Below are 16,414 nucleotides of genomic sequence, written 5' to 3'. Positions count from 1 at the left end.
TATATTCTTTTTATCCCGTTATACGGGCCCATAATATCCCCACATACATGAACGAACCTAAAGTGGTGGATACAGTGTACCCAAAATCAATTCGAGACACCTATAAACCTCTTAATTTATAAGAGGTGCCACTCATATTAAAATATATATTGCATAATAAAGCAACCCAAATGGGCTACTAAACTTGACATGTCATCAGAAAGACAACAATTTGTAAAATATATTACTTTTTCAAAACACTATCCTTCAGTATCTTACTATACCATACGAAAATAAAGTGGTATTTTTTTGTAACCTTTACTTTATTTTCATCAATAAAAAAGATGCTTTTACATAGGTAAAAGCATCTTTTTTATTACTTATTATAATTTACTTTTCGTTCTCTTCTTTTTCCTTATCAAACCATAATAGCTCATCGTCATCAACTTCACCATTATAATTGATTAGAATCTCTTCTCCCGCTTTTATATCTTTGTAAGCAAAGAAGTTAAACGTATGATTCTCGAAGACAATATCATACGTTGCATTCGGATTATATGCATGATTAAATAACATGCCGTATCCTAAAAGGAATGCCGTATGATTTACCCCATACTCAAATGCGTAGTCAGCAAGTAACGTTTTCTCAATGTGTTCATGCTGTTCATTCGGATAAGAGATAACTGGTGCTGAGTGAATCAACTCACCCTTTTTAATATCACGAGTTGCAAATACCCCTCTATTAAATTCTCCATCACTAAGTTCAGAAGTCTTAACTTCGATCATATGCGTCACCTATATAATTCTTTCTTTGAAGTATTTTATTCCGCTATTTGCGGGGTTCAACTAATAATCAGTAGCGTATAGCCCCACTAATTAAAGTCTCAGTTTATCTCCTTAAGCTTGGCAGAAAACGCGCAGAAAAGCAATTAAATTACTATTAAGTATTCGTTTAAATGAAAAAAGAGCACACATGGTGTGCCCTTTTCAAGAGATATTACTTTTCTAAAATATCTTCTAGTAACTTCACTTGCTCGCTAACAGTATGTAACGTCTTCACCGATATATCATTTCGATGTTTTTCTTCTTCCACACTTGCTAACACTTCTTCCGTAGCCGCAGAAGTTTGCTGAATTACATTAGAAGCATGTGTAACATCCTTTACGATATTCGTCGTTTTAACCTGCAAGTTTTCTTGATGACCAACAATCTCTCTCATTACATCATTAATTGCATCAATAAACTTCCCTAAATCCGTTACATTTGTTAAAACACTTGCTAGCATTTCATTACATTCTTCTTGTACTTTTTCTGATTTCTCTACCTGCACTTCCACTTTACTTGCTTGATTACTAAACTCCTTCAAAATACCTTGAATTCTCCCCGCAGAACGATTCGATTCTTCGGCAAGCTTTAATACTTCATTCGCTACAATAGCAAATCCTTTTCCATGCTCTCCTGCTCTTGCAGCTTCTATATTTGCATTTAAAGCTAGCAAACTCGTCTGACTTGAAATATTCGTTATTACATCTACAATTTCGTTAATTTGCTTCGACTGCATCATTAAATCTCTAAATATAATTCCTGATTGTGAAACAACATCATTTAAACTTCTCATATTCGCTTCAAAATTTCGTAAAGTATGTACACTACCCTTTGAAATCTCTAAACTTTCATCAACACGAATCGATGCACCTCTTACTTGAGAAATGATTTGTTCAATATTTCCTTCCATATCATTCAATACTTCTACTGAACGATGCATCATCTCTGATTGTGATTGAGTACCAACTGCCACCTCTTCAAAAGCAAAATTAATTTCACTCATCGACTCCATCGATGTATTCATATTTTGTCTTAAATGATTGAAATTACTATCTAGTTTCACAACAGTTTCCTCAATAAGTCTTTGAGTCTCTTCTAGCTCCTGAGCTTTCCTCATCACTTCTTGCTTCTCATCACTTAAACGAGCTAGCAGATTAGAGCCAATCTTCGTTACGCCCCACATAGCGATCGTTACGATTGCTAACAAGCTTGCGAAGTTTGCAGCTTCAGATGCCGCTGTATAAGCAAAAAATTGCTCCGGCCAATAACTACAAAGAATAAATGTGATAACAACCGCCACTCCGCCAAGAATGATAACGAGACGTTCACTTAAATAAATAAGTGAAACTGCTAGTGTAAAGTAGATCATTTGAAACACAGCCGGACTTTCGTTAAAAGCTTGTACCATAATGAAAGACATAATAAGCAACATAAATGTCATGATATATTTATACATCGCTTCCATGCTTTCTATAAAAGTAAGAAGCGTTCCAAATACAACAACTGAAATGCCACAAACCCAAAACGCTATTGCTCTCTCTGTAAAAATATATCCGTAATACCCAATCGCGATGATTCCAAGAAAGAAACTACAAATCGTAATGAACAGCAATAAATGATTTTTCTGTGATTCTTTCTCAAGGTTAGAAAAACAAGTTCTCTTTAACCACTCCATATATGAAGCCCCACCTTCTACTTATACATATCGATTACTTCAGCTTAAATACCGCACTTACTGGGTTATGATCGCTATTTTCAAACTTTAAATCTTTCCCTTGTACATTTACAATTTCCACATTCGGTGAAACGATAAAACCATCAATAATCGTGACGAAGTTTTCACCCTCCACATATTTCTTCACATCATCTCTCACCGTCATAACAGACGGATCTACAGCCCACTTAAAGCCACCATCAGTAAAGTCCTTTGGTAACTCTACTAACCACTCTGGGCGCTCTTTCACAAACTTCGGATCACTTAACTGAGCGTTCGAAAGTAATTGATTCCAATCTCCGCCCATTATTACGTAATCACCATTTTCATAATGCTTGTTCATATATTCTTTTAAAAACTCTACTTGCTGTTTTCTAATTTTCCCGCCTTCATCATACGCAGACAAATGTAAATTTACGAGTCTCACAAACTTCCCATTATTAACAGGTATTTTATGCTCAACAATCGCTCGATCTAAATCAAACAAACGCTTTGGCCAAGGCTCCATTCCAGGAAGTTGGAACCTCTGCGCTGTTTGGACTGTATATTTAGAAAACGTACTTAGTCCAGCCTCCGCATATCCCATTGGACTTGTAATTGGTACAGGGACCCATTTTGTATCATAGTTCTTTCCGAACGACGAAGCATAATCAGGTAATCCTTTTTTCAAAAATTCATGTCCATTTACATCAAAAGATCGCAGTGATTTTATATCAACCTCTTGTAATAACGTAAAATCACTATTCTCATTTTGTAAAAACGAAAGCATATTCTTTAAATTCGTTTCCGTTTGCTCTTTACTACTTGAACCAGATCTCTTTCCACCATCCATAAAGAAGTCTTGATCCTTATCTAATCCAGCATAGCCAATATTAAATGTTGTAACTTTAAATTCATTTCCAAGCGCTAACACGCGTTCCTTATTATTCTCCACCTTCAAACTTATAACATTAGCCGGCTGTTCTTTTGTAAGTGTCATATACGCTAAAAAACCACCTACAACTCCCAATCCTACTAAAATACATATAAGTACTATTTTTAATAATTTTTTCAAACGAACGACTCCTTTTCTAAAACTACCAATTTTACTTTTCTTTATTTTCAGTTAACTAAAAACAAATGACAGACATAAGAAACATTTTATCACATCAAAAACCTTATATCACTATATTTAGTTTATAAACAGAAGTTCCCTATCTTAAAGCATCACATACATACAAAACAGCTCCACTTCTTCACTGGAAATTCTACGCAATTTTTAGTACACTATATGTAATAATTATAGGCGATGGAGTTCGCCATAACTGCTGCTTAGCTAATGACTCCTACCAGTATAACTACTGGTAGGAGTCTATTTTTTTGAGCAAGCTATTTAAAGAGGTGAAGAAATTGATTTATATTATCGTTGGCATAGCCGGTATATTAGGAGCCCTCTCTCGTTATTATTTAGGTCTTACTATTCATACTTCATGGCATCATTCATTTCCATTAGCTACGTTACTTATTAACTTAGCCGGCTGCTTCTTATTAGCGTGGCTAACTACGTATATCGCTCGAAGAAATATCTTGCCTTCAGAAATTATCACAGGCGTTGGAACTGGATTCATCGGTTCCTTTACGACGTTTTCGACATTTAGTGTAGAAACTGTGCAATTAATCAATCATTCTGAATGGAATACGGCTTTCTTATATGTATCATGCAGCATACTTGGTGGACTCATTATGTCTGGTCTTGGCTATACATTAGGTGATTTCTTACTTAAGAAACATCTTACGAAAGGTGATCACTTATGATGGAAGCTTTATTAGTGGCAACTGGAGGTTTCTTCGGTGCTATTACACGATTTGCAATTAGCAATTGGTTTAAAAAAAGAAATAAAACTTCCTTTCCAATTGCTACATTTCTCATTAATATAACAGGGGCGTTTTTACTCGGATATATAATTGGCAATGGCGTCACTACAGGTTGGCAATTATTATTAGGTACTGGATTTATGGGTGCCTTCACGACATTTTCAACATTTAAACTAGAGTCCATTCAGCTCTTCAATCGTAAAAACTTTTGCATACTATTTCTATATTTAAGTGCTACTTATATAATCGGTATCCTTTTTGCATTCCTTGGAATGAAGCTAGGCGGAATATAAAAAAAGAAAGCGACTCTTATCAGTCGCTTTCTTTCATAAGAAGTATGTCCCGCCATATGGAATGGAGAATAAACCCGCTGGATGCACATCGTAATGTACAATTTGCATCGGAGGCTGTGAGTACGACATATACTGCCCTTGCATCATTTGTGCAAAATATGCTTGCTGCTGCATTTGAATCGCTTGATTCACAGCATGAATTGTCCCCTGTGCTCCTGCCAGTGTAATAGCTGCTCCCACTTGTCTACCACTATAAAAATAATGATTCATCATGATTCAGCTCACTTATTATTTTTCTTCCATATAGTATGTTTCTATTTCATGGTGAGTGTTTTGTCCCGATTAATGAATCCCTCACTACTTAAACTTCATTTTATCTATTACTTTTTTTCAGCTTTGAAGTAATAAATCCAAATAGTAATACACCAATACCACTCAAGAACAATACATAACTTATCGGTACTAAGAAAAAGAAAGGTTCTTCAAGGAATCCATTCGCTCCCACTTTACTGTTTGAAGCATGTATAGCTAAAGAAATGATCGCTAAAATCATGAAAGAAATAGCTACTACGTATTTATTTATCATTTCACATTCTCCTCTATTCATATAATTACCCTTAGATTATTAACATCATATTACCTAAAACAAAATCATTCGTCAATAATTTTTTATTGTTTTACAATAAAAAATTATTGATTATTATAAATAGAAAAAGGTTTATGAAGCACCTTAAATCGCCTCACAAACCTTTTCAAACATAAATATTTACACTTCAAACCTCTTGCTTACTACAACATAAATCGCACACAATAGCACGAATATCCCAGCATAAATTAACAAAATTTCTACACTAAACATATCAGCCAATGGACCAAATATTATCATTCCTAAAGGAAACGCGCATGAATTAGCGATTTGTACAAGACTAAACATTCGTCCGTGCATAGAAGGTTCTACTTTTTCCTGCAATAACACGGTAACCGGTGTATTGAAGCACGGCATTGTTATACCAATTAAAAAGTTAAATACTAAATACACAATAAATACCGGAGCAATCCCTAGTCCAATCATAAGCAGTCCATACAACGCACAAGCTAGCGCTGTTGTATGCATACGATTACGGAAACCACCCCATGCCGCAATCAATACGCCACCAGCTGCCGCCCCCGCACTAAAAGTCATCTCACTAGCAGTAAGTCTCCACATTTCTGCACCGAAAGAACGAGTTACCATTAAAGGTGTTAAAAAGGCGGCTGGACTTATTAAAATCATGACAATGATTAATAAAAAGAGTAGCCTCTTAATAAATACATTTTCTTTTAAGTAAGCAAAGCCTTCTTTTATACCTTGTAAATTAGATTTTTGCTTACTCTCTGTATTCACATGTCTCTCCACTTGAATGATAAACATAATACTAATTCCAATCATAGCCGTAATAACATCAATAAAAAATGTCGTTTCAATGCTAGCAATAGAAAGAATTGCAGCACTTGCTGCTGGAGAAAGAAACATAATTAAAGATGTAATACCGCTATTTATCCCATTTACTTTCATAAGATAATCTTTCGGAACGATTTGTGGGATTAACGCATTCACAGCTGGCGTTTGTACCCCTGTCCCAGCTGAACGAATGAGTAGTACTATAAAAAGGAACCAAATACTTTTATATCCTGTTAAAAATAAAACTGCTAAAACTAACGTAGCAATTGCTATACTCCCGTCCGATAACATAATCATCTTTTTACGGTCGTAACGATCAATCCAAACACCTGCAAATAAAGATATTGCAATTTGTGGTAGGAATCCGCAAACAGTTGAAATGGTCAACATTAACCCTGACGATGTTGTTAAGGTGATATACCATATAATCGCGTATTGCACGAGAGAGGAACCGAACAAAGAGATCGTTTGAGCGGTCAAAAATAAAATAATTTTCTTTTTCCAATCATTTCTACTCATATGTTTCACACCCCCTTAACTAATCCTGTCTCTATATTAAAAATACTATCTGCCCAATCAAGATAAAAACTTGCTTCGTGAGATACGAGTATAATGCTACCTTTAAACTGAATGAGTGCCTTTTGCAAAGCTCCCTTCGCTTCTGCATCTAAATGATTTGTCGGCTCATCTAAAATTAAGAAATTACAAGGTGATAATAATAATCCGCATAATTTAACCTTTGATTGTTCACCACCACTCAACGTACGAATTTCTTGTGAAACATGAGTATCCTTCACACCACATGCAGCTAAATGATGACGTATCTCCTTCACGTTTAGTTTAGGAAACTGTTCTGAAATAATTTGCAGCGGCGTTAAAGAATCGTTGCTCCAATTCAGATCTTGCTCATAATATCCAATCTTTATTTGCTCTGAGAAGTGAAATTCTCCGGCAATACTAGAAATAGTTCCAACGATTGTTTTTAATAAAGTAGATTTCCCTACTCCGTTGAACCCTGTAATAACAAGTTTTTGCCCACCCATCACTGAAAAATTCAATTTTGCTAAGAGAGCAAAATCGTAACCAACTTCAAGATTATTTACTTCCAGAACTGTCTGAACCGAAATAGGAAGTTCCTGAAAATGAATAGACGGTTTATGAGTAAAACTTGGTGGCGCAATTTTTTCCATACGTTGCAACTGCTTTCTACGTCCTTGTGCTATTTTTGAATTCAATCCAGCAATATTTCTACGAATATACTCTTCCGTTTTTTCAATTTTCTTTTGCTGTGCATAGTATTGGCGCATATAATCTTTTCGCAAATGCTCCTTTTGTCTTACAAAATCTGAGTATTTGCCGTAATACTTCTTCACCGTTCCAAACTCTATATCACATATGCAAGAAGTCACTTTTTCTAGAAAGTCAAAATCATGTGACACGACAATAAACGCCCCTTCAAAATTCACTAAATAATTAGCAAGCCATTCAACATGCTCTTTATCAAGAAAGTTTGTCGGTTCATCTAGTAATAAAATAGTAGGCTCTTCTAATAAAAGCTTTGCTAAAATTACCTTTGCCCGTTGTCCTCCGCTTAATTCATCAATAACACGATCCATCCCAATCGCATCAATACCTAAACCGGCTGCCACCTTATTTATTACGCTGTCTACTGAATAAAAATCACGAGCCTCAAGCTGTTCTTGTATTTCAGCTGCTTTCAATAGTTGATTCTCATCTCCAGTCATCGTACTTTCTTCATATAACTTATTCATTCTCTTTTCCATTTCAAACAAATCATAAAAGGCTCGCTTTGCATATTGTGAAATGGTATAGCTCCCATCAATTTCTGCATATTGATCAAGATGTCCAATTTGAATATTAGGTTGCCACTTAATGCTCCCCTTATCAGAAATAATTTCCCCCACCAATATTTTCATTAATGTGCTTTTCCCTGCACCATTCTGTCCAACAATCCCCATATGTTCCCCTTTATACAAATCAAAAGAAGCATTTTCGTATAATACTTTATCTATAAAACTATGTGATAAACGTTCAACTTTAAGTAAACTCATTTTTATTCCTCTTTTCCTGAAATTAAAAAAAGCAGAGAGATAGCGTCATTCGACACTAGCCCTCTGCTTCGTGGTTTTTCCCATACTACTCCAATTTACAGTAAAAGCTCATTGGAATAATATACACAAAGGGCCATAGACAAAGCATTGTCTATGGCCCCTTAATCTATTTTATACATCAACTGAAAAACCATAACCAAATAAGCATAGATAAACTATACTTTTTTAGAAAAGTTATTCAGTCGATGAATATAGGGATTTATGCCCCTTGATTAAGCTCCGTACAACGCTTCACCGTATACATTTGTGCGGAGCAAAGTTTTCTAATGAGTTTTACAAATTTTATATAAAGCATGTTCTGCACCTTCCTTAATACTTAAAAGGGATTTTAGCATACAGTTTTACGAAGCGTCAACATTACCTCCAAATCATTCAACTACTTATTTTTAAAATATTCCTTCTGGAACATACACATTCTTATCGCATTATGATAGTTACCATCAACGAAAAACTCGTCTAAAAGCTCGCCTTCCACTATAAATCCAACCTTTTTATACACATGGACTGCTTTCTCATTTTCTTTATCCACAACTAAATAAATCTTATGCATATTTAATACAGAAAAAGCGTAATCCATCGCTAAACGCGTCGCTTCTGCTGCGTAGCCATGCCCTTGATAATTAGGATCAATAATAATTTGGAATTCAGTTCTTCGGTGAATATAATCGATTTCCACTAATTCGACCAATCCAACCATCTCATTATTTTTCTCAACGATAAACCGGCGTTCACTTTGATCATGTATATGTTTATCGTATAAATCCTGCAGCTCCACAAATGCCTCATACGGCTCTTCAAACCAATACGACATAATATGGGCATTATTATTAAGTTCGTGTACAAACTTTAAATCTTCCCGTTCTAAAGGACGTAACTTCAATTCCTGACTCATTGTTATAACCTCCAAGTAAAAGAAACCTCTTCACTTAATTTCTCAATTTTTTTCAATTTCAAACGCCCTATTTACATTGTAAACTTTCAAGCCACTTGAAGGTCAAGACATAAAAAGTTAGTGCAAGCTACGCCTGCACTAACTGACCCTAACGACGAAAAACCTATTAAAGTTGCTAATGCCCCAATTCCACAAATCTTTTTTGCTCTTGAATTCCCCAAAAATTTATTAAACATGAATCACATCACTCCTTTTTAGATTTCCTTATTACAAAAACATGATAAACTAATATAAAAATTTCATGTCGAAATTTACAACTTATTAACGAAAAAATGAAAAATAGCGCAAACTTATGTCTGCACTACTCTTTTCTCAAATCTCTCATATTCGATATGTATAAAGCAATAACTAAAACAAGAATGGATCCCGCATATAACAACGTCTCCATCGGTTCCTCATGAGATACAATAATTAATCGAATTAAAGCCGTAATTCCGATATAAATAAAATAACGTAACGGAAAATGATAATTCGACTTAAAATACTTAATAATCAATGCGATGAACTCGAAGTATAAGAAGTAGACGATAATACTTTCAACCAATTTATACGATGTATACTCCTTTTCCGAAAAGATATACTGCACAAATGTGATTGTCTCATTCACTAAGAAAATCGATAACACAATGGATAATATAATTAAAGCTATATTTAATATCCATTGCAAAACACTAGCTATAAGATGATCGATATTAAACGACTTCATTTTATCTTTAAACTCCCCTTCGTGTAAGTACGCATTTATTATAGCAAAATTATACTAGCAAAAGTGTTAAATCAAATATGATCGTCCTCTTTCACTATCACTTCACCATCCTGATATTTACGCTTAATATAGCCGTTTCCCCAATCTTTACTTTGTATCTTTTAGCTTTTTCACACTGAAACTATATGCGTCAAAATCGTTTCATGACATTATTACCTGCACATACCTACACTTTATATAATAACGGTACAGTACAAACAACGTACTGTACAAATATATGTGGGGGGATTAACTATGAACGAAGCGTTACTATTAATCGACATGCAAAATGATTACTTTGAAGGCGGCAATATGGAATTGCATCAACCTGAAAAAGCCGCACAAAAAGCGAAAGAAGTCTTGAAAGTATTTCGTGAAAAATATAACACAGTTATTCACGTACAACATATTGCGAACAATGAAGGAGCTACTTTCTTCTTACCTGAAACAGTAGGTGTTCAAATTCATGATGATGTACAACCGATTGCTAACGAAAGAGTCATACAAAAACATCATCCTAATAGTTTTTTAAGAACCAATTTATTTGAAACATTAAAAAAAGAAAAAATAGATCAACTAGTCATTTGCGGTATGATGACTCACGTATGTATTGATGCAACAGTACGTGCTGCCAGTGATTTAGGATTTCAATGTGTTGTAATTGAAGATGCTTGTACAACAAAAGATTTAGAATTTCAAGGAAATCTAATCCCCGCAGTACACGCTCATCAGTCATTCATGAGCGCATTAGAGTTTGGTGATATTTATGCAAAAGTCATGTCAGCAAACAGTTTTATAAACAAAAATAAATAAAGAATTCCATTTCCATATAAAAAAAGAAAGGATAAATATCTTATTCTTTCTTTTTTTCAATTGTCTTAATGACAGTATTTATACGATAATCACCATAATGTAAAACATCTGCAAGAGTCTCTTCTAATTGTTGATGTGAAGATGTGTGAAGAATCATGATATAACAGCCATCGCCACTTATACGATACATTTCAGTAATTACGTCCGTTTTTTCAAAAAAGGTTTGAATTTGATTATGATAATGTGGTGCATGCAGAAATAGTGTAACAAACGTCATAATAGCCCCTTCTAACTTAGCCCTATCGATATCTATCGTATATTTTTGAATGACACCTGCCTCTTCTAATTTATTAATTCGTTTCCCAACAGCCTGGCCAGTCAAATGTACTCTCTCTCCAATTTCCTTCCAGTTCATTCTAGCGTTTTCTTGTAGTAACTTTATAATTTTAAAATCTGTTGAATCGAACATGGACATCCCCTTCCTATAAGAATCCCTTCTATAAGATCTTCATTTCCCCTACAATTCATCTCAAAAAATTTTACAATACAATCAATTAACTCTATTAGAAATTACATTATTGTTAACGGCTTTCCTTCTTCCTTACAATATATTTTTTAACAACTTTAAAAAGCCTTACTACAAATAAATTGTAGTAAGGCTCTGACTATTTAAGATAAACATGAAACGACTTCATTATCTCTATACAAATAAAGTTTAGCAAATAATGTTGCCATCCCCTCCAAGGAAAAGAAACCTTATTTCAACTTTCCTATTGATAAGTTAACACGATAATTCCCGTATTTTAATAGTCGTCCTAGAAAGTTATCTAAGTCTTCATTGGACGCAAAATGTGTTTTTAATAAATAACACCCCTCACCACTTATACGGTGTACTTCAGAAATCCCTTCTTCTCCTTGAAAGAAATTCATAAACTCTTGGTGATTAGCTGTTGTTACGAACAAAGTAACAAATGCAGTCACTACTTGTCCTAATTTGATTCGGTTTATTGCAATTGTATACTGTTCAATAATCCCTAAATCCTCTAATCTTCGAATTCGATTTCCTACGGCCTGCCCCGTCATATGTATTTTTTGGCCAAGCTCTTTCCATTGTATTCTTGAGTTTTCTCCTAATAATTTCAGTATCTCAAAATCTGTTTGATCAATGATATAAACCAATCCTTTCACCGTGAAAGTAGAAAGCCCGAAAGTGTTTCGCCAACTTATTCTGCTTATCAATACAATTCACTATACTTAGTTTATCCTCTTACATCACATTATTTATCAGTTATATTTACTTATAACACAGAGGACGCAACAAAAAATACATCTAGATTTAAAGGAGGTTACAAATATGTTATTACAAGAAATTCTATCGTTCAATGAACAATTTGTAGAAAATAAGGAATACGCTCCTCGTGAAGCGACAAAAATGCCTAAAAAACGTATGGTTGTTGTTTCTTGCATGGATGCTCGTTTAATTGAGCTACTTCCAAAAGCTTTAGATATACACGATGGTGATGCAAAAGTCATCAGAAATGCAGGTGGTAAAATTGCTTCTGCTTTCGATAGTGTTATGCAAAGTGTTGTCGCGTCAGTATACGATTTAAATGCAGATGAAATCTTCCTTATTGGACACCATAGATGTGGTGCGAGCCAAACGAATCCAAAAGGAACACTTCAAAAAATATTAGATCGTGGAGTAGCTTCACCAGAAATTTTATCAGCGATTGAATATGCTGGTGTTGACCTTAAAAAATGGTTATTCGGATTCGATGATGTTTGCGATTCAACACAAGCTAATGTTGATTTAGTAAGAAATCACCCACTTATTCCAAAAGATGTTCCTGTACACGGTTTAGTTATTGATCCACATACAGGGAAATTAGATGTAGTGGTAGATGGATATAAAGCATTACATGGTGAAACAAAATAATTAATATTACTTACACGAAGGGAAGTTATTAGATATGAAAAGACAAGTATTAGATATGAATCGACCGGAAGCTACAAAAAAAATTTTAGAAGCAAAAATTGCAAAAGGTTTAACATGGGAAGAAATTGCAAAAGTAAGTGAAAACTCTGAGACTTGGGTTGTAACAGCGTTATTAGGACAAGCTACAATGACACGTCCAGAAGCAGAAAAAATCGGTAAACTATTAGAATTAGATGAAGAAGTAGTTCAAGCATTAACAGTAGTTCCACTTCGCGGCCAAGTAATGGAAATGCCTCCTACTGACCCGATTGCATATCGTTTATATGAAATGATGTTACAATATGCACCAACTATTAGAGAGTTAATCTTAGAAAAAGCGGGCGAAGGTGTAATGAGTGCGATTAACTTCAACCTAGGTGTGGATACACAAGAAGATCCAAAAGGTGGCGATCCTCGTATCGTGATTACACTTAATGGGAAATTCTTGCCATTCCGTACATGGTAATTAATTAAAAATCTATCTATATAATTAAAATAATTTTATAGATTTAATAAATCCATCCTTTTTAATCTAACTGTGTAGAAAGGATGGATTTTTACTATGATATTCTTTTTCGGCAAAGGAGAATAATATGAATAAAAAACACTTTGATACGAGTTTTAGTATTCTACAATGGTTTGTGTTTCTATTAGCAAATGCAATTGCATTACCTATCATTATTGGTGGCATATTCCATTTACCAATAGAAGATATCTCAACATTAATGCAGCGGACTTTTTTAGTCGTGGGAGTAAGCTCGTTTCTACAAGCGTGGTTTGGGCATCGCTATCCCATTGCGGACGGGCCAGCCGGTTCATGGGTAAGTATATTTGTCATATTGGGACAAGTTGCTATGCATCAGGGACAAAGCGCAAAAGACGTGTTGCAACTTTTAGAAGGCGGATTAATTATTGCAGGTATATTACTCTTCGTTCTTGGTATAACAGGGCTTGTTCATCGAATCTTACGTTTATTTACACCCTTGGTTACAGGAACCTTTCTTTTAATATTATCTCTTCAGCTTAGTGGTGTGTTACTAAAAGGAATGATGGGATTACAAGGACCTGCAACTCATCCTGACTATACAACAGCTACTATTGCGCTCTTTGTTTTTGCCCTTATTACTTTCTTATCAATTAAAGGGAAAGGATGGATGAAAAGTTACGCTGTGTTACTTGGAATTTCATGTGGTTGGCTTTTGTATGCAGTATTAGGAAAATCATCTCATATGCCTTCACATACAACGCTAGTCAAGTTACCAGCGATATTTGCTTGGGGCACACCTAGATTCGATATTGGAATGACTCTAACTGCAACTTTATTTACCTTTCTTTTAGTTGCAAATACAATTGCTGCTATTTCGGCTGTAAAACAAGTGGCTCCCCTATCTAAAGAAAATGAAAAGCAAACACTGAACCGTGGTGTATGGGTCGGAGGTATATCACATATTATTTCATCATTGTTCTCTACAATTGGAATTGTACCATTACCTGCATCAGCAGGATTTATTCAACTAACAGGTCAAAAAAAGGTGAAGTCGTTTCTTATAGCAAGTCTTATATTAGCAGGTATTTCTTTTATCCCCTCAATTGTAAACTTTATATCCTTGCTACCAGGTCCTATTGCTAATTCTGCACTTTTAGCTACATTTGTCCAAGTAATAGGCATTTCATTTCAATCCATTTTACGTGAAGAATTAAAGCAACGCCGATTAACTATATTAGGAATTTCATTATTAATCAGTTTGGGAATAATGTTTCTTCCAGAAAGTGCATTTAGTGGAGTTCCTTCTTCCTTACAATATGTTTTAAGTAACGGATTACTCGTAGGTACTATGATCGTTATTTTGCTAGAGCAGTTTTGGAAAGAGTAAAATTTGTGACTAAGTAAAAAAGCGCCCTGATTACAGGGCGCTTTTTTATACCTAATGACTAATACTAGCCGTTGGGTATAATGTTGTTCCTCCAATTGAAACTTTTATTTCATTTGTTAATGGAACATTTTGTTCATTAATAATTGTTCTCCACCATTCCCATGCAAGACCAGTACATTCTCTAGCTACGATTTTTATATTTTTTGAATTTGGTGGAAGAGGGATAACTGTAGAGTAATGAGCTGTTTTGTCTCTGCCGCTACCATCCCATGTTTTATGTGTTAGTACTTCTTTCCCATTTTGATCAAATGTGAATTCATCCCAAGATACATCAAATTGAGCAACGTAAGCACCGTAATGATCAAGTTTCATTTTAGCACTTGAATATTCTGTAGTTGTCGTCTCAATATAATCTGTATTGTTATGAACAGCAGCAGTTGCATTATCTTTTAAGAAAGTGCTTGTATATGAAATTGGATATGCTGGATTTTTAAGACTTAATTCAGCATTATCTTTAATGATATTTCGGATTTCATTGAAATCTTTAGTAACAACCTTGTTATGCTCTTTCGCATCTCCGCCTAATACTACAGCAGTAAAGGTACTTTCTTCAAAAATATCTTTATACTGTCCACTCGTTTCGACGCTGTTATTCTTAAGTAAGGCTTTAAAAGCAGCTTGTACATCTTTACTCTTAGATGTTGTTTCTAATTTTACATAAACAGTTCTACCATAAGCTACATTTGAAACCATAACAGGTGGAGCCGAATTACTTATACCTTTACGAGTTAACTCACCAAAAGTAACACTATTATCAAAAAGATCGGATGGATTGTTAGGTAGTTCAGCACTTACGGTATAAAATATTTGCTTATATGCCGCTACCATCACTTTCTTCTCTCCATTTGCAACCGCATTAAAATCGATGTTTAGACTGTTATCGAGATATTTAGCGTTAACGTTAAGGGCACTTGCGATTTGTGATTTACTATAAACCATAGATTCTGTATACTGCATTCTTGCAGGTAACGTATGTGTTTTAGAATACTTTTCATTCCAAGTAGATACTAAATCATCTACTGCTCCAGCCACATTACCATATGTCGGATTTTGGACAGTAATTGTATTTTCTTTTCTCATGCCAGGTAAGTCTATACTAATATTCAAAGGCTTTCTCTTAGCCACTAATAAACTCGGTTGATTGTCTGCAAAAGCTTTATTTGCAAGTTGTACCGCTCCTGGATACGTACGATTCACCACAGAATCAATAATCGAAATATCGACTGGTGAAGTTGTAAGTGATTTTTTCTCGCGTTCCACTACTACAAATTTACCATTTGAATTGATACTTTCTTTCGGAACAAAACTCTCTACCTTATCACCATTTACAGCTAAAACTTCTTGATTATTATATTTAAGATTTGCTATGCCAGTATCAATGCCACTAGCATTTTTGATTACATCAGTTGCATTACCTACTTGTGTTTCTGCGAAGGAAATAGATGAATAATTAATAGTGCATAAACTAACTAATAAACATGTAAGGAATTTTCTTCTTTTAGTGTTTTTCTTAATATTCAGAAAAATCACCCCGTTCTTTTTTTAGTAAGATATGATAATGATTGATAAATGATAGCTAACTAATAAACTTACATAAATGCTTTTAAAAGTTCTTGAATTAACGGGATTACGCCACCTACAAATTTCAAAACTGCCATTGCGATTTCCATATTATTTCCTCCTTTTTCTTGCTACGATAATGTGATTTATCTTTATGCCCTCATTATAGTGACCCCTTACACTTTTATCAATACACT

General features: G+C 34.5%; 19 protein-coding genes and 1 riboswitch. Of the genes, 6 read left to right on the top strand and 13 right to left on the bottom strand.

The features are described from left to right. Positions 1 to 369: 369 nt before the first annotated feature. The 3 genes from ILT06_RS25260 to ILT06_RS25250 all read right to left on the bottom strand — a co-directional run bounded on the left by ILT06_RS25260 (position 370) and on the right by ILT06_RS25250 (position 3,572). Positions 370 to 765, bottom strand: coding sequence for an SET domain-containing protein (locus ILT06_RS25260; protein WP_000573650.1), 396 nt, complete (start codon positions 763 to 765; stop codon positions 370 to 372). A 211-nt stretch (positions 766 to 976) separates the two neighbouring features. After that, positions 977 to 2,479 (bottom strand): DUF4077 domain-containing protein, encoded by a 1,503-nt coding sequence (locus ILT06_RS25255; RefSeq protein WP_064476235.1) that lies wholly within the window; start codon positions 2,477 to 2,479, stop codon positions 977 to 979. A 34-nt stretch (positions 2,480 to 2,513) separates the two neighbouring features. Next, positions 2,514 to 3,572 (bottom strand): endonuclease/exonuclease/phosphatase family protein, encoded by a 1,059-nt coding sequence (locus ILT06_RS25250; protein WP_000734839.1) that lies wholly within the window; start codon positions 3,570 to 3,572, stop codon positions 2,514 to 2,516. A 221-nt stretch (positions 3,573 to 3,793) separates the two neighbouring features. Then, positions 3,794 to 3,853: riboswitch (Fluoride riboswitch) on the top strand. A 54-nt stretch (positions 3,854 to 3,907) separates the two neighbouring features. Between ILT06_RS25250 and crcB (ILT06_RS25245) the strand changes: the two genes are divergently transcribed. After that, complete coding sequence (gene crcB, locus ILT06_RS25245) at positions 3,908 to 4,312, top strand: fluoride efflux transporter CrcB (protein ID WP_064476234.1); 405 nt, start codon at positions 3,908 to 3,910, stop codon at positions 4,310 to 4,312. Continuing rightward, positions 4,309 to 4,665, top strand: a complete 357-nt coding sequence (crcB, locus tag ILT06_RS25240) for a fluoride efflux transporter CrcB (protein ID WP_064476233.1) — start codon at positions 4,309 to 4,311, stop codon at positions 4,663 to 4,665. Before crcB (ILT06_RS25245) ends, crcB (ILT06_RS25240) begins: the two co-directional genes overlap by 4 nt. 33 nt (positions 4,666 to 4,698) lie before the next feature. Here crcB (ILT06_RS25240) and ILT06_RS25235 read toward each other — a convergent pair whose 3' ends face one another. The 7 genes from ILT06_RS25235 to psiE form a co-directional block, all read right to left on the bottom strand. Continuing rightward, complete coding sequence (locus tag ILT06_RS25235) at positions 4,699 to 4,938, bottom strand: DUF3947 family protein (RefSeq protein WP_000980964.1); 240 nt, start codon at positions 4,936 to 4,938, stop codon at positions 4,699 to 4,701. Between the two features lie 100 nt (positions 4,939 to 5,038). After that, positions 5,039 to 5,272: a DUF3955 domain-containing protein gene (locus ILT06_RS25230; protein WP_080349982.1), complete on the bottom strand. Its 234-nt coding sequence runs from the start codon at positions 5,270 to 5,272 to the stop codon at positions 5,039 to 5,041. Positions 5,273 to 5,431: 159 nt separating this feature from the next. Continuing rightward, positions 5,432 to 6,625, bottom strand: coding sequence for an MFS transporter (locus ILT06_RS25225; RefSeq protein WP_222655639.1), 1,194 nt, complete (start codon positions 6,623 to 6,625; stop codon positions 5,432 to 5,434). A 5-nt stretch (positions 6,626 to 6,630) separates the two neighbouring features. After that, positions 6,631 to 8,178, bottom strand: coding sequence for an ABC-F family ATP-binding cassette domain-containing protein (locus tag ILT06_RS25220; protein ID WP_222655638.1), 1,548 nt, complete (start codon positions 8,176 to 8,178; stop codon positions 6,631 to 6,633). Positions 8,179 to 8,614: 436 nt separating this feature from the next. After that, positions 8,615 to 9,130, bottom strand: coding sequence for a spermidine N1-acetyltransferase (gene speG, locus ILT06_RS25215; protein WP_000076834.1), 516 nt, complete (start codon positions 9,128 to 9,130; stop codon positions 8,615 to 8,617). Positions 9,131 to 9,216: 86 nt separating this feature from the next. Beyond that, the gene (locus ILT06_RS32705; protein ID WP_255299509.1) at positions 9,217 to 9,351 is read right to left on the bottom strand and encodes a hypothetical protein; all 135 of its coding nucleotides are present in this window, start codon (positions 9,349 to 9,351) and stop codon (positions 9,217 to 9,219) included. A gap of 140 nt (positions 9,352 to 9,491) precedes the next feature. After that, complete coding sequence (psiE, locus tag ILT06_RS25210) at positions 9,492 to 9,896, bottom strand: phosphate-starvation-inducible protein PsiE (RefSeq protein ID WP_000834706.1); 405 nt, start codon at positions 9,894 to 9,896, stop codon at positions 9,492 to 9,494. Between the two features lie 294 nt (positions 9,897 to 10,190). On the opposite strand from psiE, the gene ILT06_RS25205 reads away from it, so the two are divergent. Further along, positions 10,191 to 10,748, top strand: a complete 558-nt coding sequence (locus tag ILT06_RS25205) for a cysteine hydrolase family protein (RefSeq protein WP_064476230.1) — start codon at positions 10,191 to 10,193, stop codon at positions 10,746 to 10,748. Positions 10,749 to 10,788: 40 nt separating this feature from the next. Here ILT06_RS25205 and ILT06_RS25200 read toward each other — a convergent pair whose 3' ends face one another. Further along, positions 10,789 to 11,217 (bottom strand): Lrp/AsnC family transcriptional regulator, encoded by a 429-nt coding sequence (locus ILT06_RS25200; protein ID WP_255449790.1) that lies wholly within the window; start codon positions 11,215 to 11,217, stop codon positions 10,789 to 10,791. A 287-nt stretch (positions 11,218 to 11,504) separates the two neighbouring features. Next, a complete protein-coding gene (locus ILT06_RS25195) occupies positions 11,505 to 11,936 on the bottom strand; it encodes an Lrp/AsnC family transcriptional regulator (RefSeq protein ID WP_002008929.1) in 432 nt (143 codons plus the stop codon). Between the two features lie 166 nt (positions 11,937 to 12,102). Between ILT06_RS25195 and ILT06_RS25190 the strand changes: the two genes are divergently transcribed. The 3 genes from ILT06_RS25190 to ILT06_RS25180 all read left to right on the top strand — a co-directional run bounded on the left by ILT06_RS25190 (position 12,103) and on the right by ILT06_RS25180 (position 14,597). After that, positions 12,103 to 12,684 carry a beta-class carbonic anhydrase gene (locus tag ILT06_RS25190; protein ID WP_000926488.1) on the top strand — a complete coding sequence of 194 codons (582 nt, stop codon included), beginning with the start codon at positions 12,103 to 12,105 and terminating at the stop codon, positions 12,682 to 12,684. Positions 12,685 to 12,739: 55 nt separating this feature from the next. Further along, positions 12,740 to 13,189, top strand: coding sequence for a cyanase (cynS, locus tag ILT06_RS25185; RefSeq protein ID WP_033657709.1), 450 nt, complete (start codon positions 12,740 to 12,742; stop codon positions 13,187 to 13,189). A gap of 127 nt (positions 13,190 to 13,316) precedes the next feature. Continuing rightward, complete coding sequence (locus ILT06_RS25180; protein ID WP_064476229.1) at positions 13,317 to 14,597, top strand: purine/pyrimidine permease; 1,281 nt, start codon at positions 13,317 to 13,319, stop codon at positions 14,595 to 14,597. Positions 14,598 to 14,648: 51 nt separating this feature from the next. Here ILT06_RS25180 and alo read toward each other — a convergent pair whose 3' ends face one another. Beyond that, positions 14,649 to 16,187, bottom strand: coding sequence for an anthrolysin O/cereolysin O family cholesterol-dependent cytolysin Alo (gene alo / locus ILT06_RS25175; RefSeq protein WP_149173755.1), 1,539 nt, complete (start codon positions 16,185 to 16,187; stop codon positions 14,649 to 14,651). Between the last annotated feature and the right edge of the window lie 227 nt (positions 16,188 to 16,414).

Origin of the sequence: Bacillus sp. 17RED48 (genome assembly GCF_019837545.1) — a bacterium.
Classification (GTDB): Bacteria; Bacillota; Bacilli; order Bacillales; family Bacillaceae_G; genus Bacillus_A; species Bacillus_A wiedmannii.
This window is presented reverse-complemented; position numbering and strand designations above follow the sequence as displayed.

Coding starts and splice junctions, on each gene's coding strand:
- ILT06_RS25205 (WP_064476230.1), top strand. CDS start 10,191: ATGAACGAAGCGTTACTATTAATCGACATGCAAAATGATTACTTTGAA.
- ILT06_RS25225 (WP_222655639.1), bottom strand. CDS start 6,625: ATGAGTAGAAATGATTGGAAAAAGAAAATTATTTTATTTTTGACCGCT.
- ILT06_RS25190 (WP_000926488.1), top strand. CDS start 12,103: ATGTTATTACAAGAAATTCTATCGTTCAATGAACAATTTGTAGAAAAT.
- ILT06_RS25255 (WP_064476235.1), bottom strand. CDS start 2,479: ATGGAGTGGTTAAAGAGAACTTGTTTTTCTAACCTTGAGAAAGAATCA.
- cynS (WP_033657709.1), top strand. CDS start 12,740: ATGAATCGACCGGAAGCTACAAAAAAAATTTTAGAAGCAAAAATTGCA.
- speG (WP_000076834.1), bottom strand. CDS start 9,130: ATGAGTCAGGAATTGAAGTTACGTCCTTTAGAACGGGAAGATTTAAAG.
- ILT06_RS25220 (WP_222655638.1), bottom strand. CDS start 8,178: ATGAGTTTACTTAAAGTTGAACGTTTATCACATAGTTTTATAGATAAA.
- crcB (WP_064476233.1), top strand. CDS start 4,309: ATGATGGAAGCTTTATTAGTGGCAACTGGAGGTTTCTTCGGTGCTATT.
- ILT06_RS25260 (WP_000573650.1), bottom strand. CDS start 765: ATGATCGAAGTTAAGACTTCTGAACTTAGTGATGGAGAATTTAATAGA.
- ILT06_RS25235 (WP_000980964.1), bottom strand. CDS start 4,938: ATGATGAATCATTATTTTTATAGTGGTAGACAAGTGGGAGCAGCTATT.
- ILT06_RS25200 (WP_255449790.1), bottom strand. CDS start 11,217: ATGTTCGATTCAACAGATTTTAAAATTATAAAGTTACTACAAGAAAAC.
- psiE (WP_000834706.1), bottom strand. CDS start 9,896: ATGAAGTCGTTTAATATCGATCATCTTATAGCTAGTGTTTTGCAATGG.
- ILT06_RS25230 (WP_080349982.1), bottom strand. CDS start 5,272: ATGAATAGAGGAGAATGTGAAATGATAAATAAATACGTAGTAGCTATT.
- ILT06_RS25180 (WP_064476229.1), top strand. CDS start 13,317: ATGAATAAAAAACACTTTGATACGAGTTTTAGTATTCTACAATGGTTT.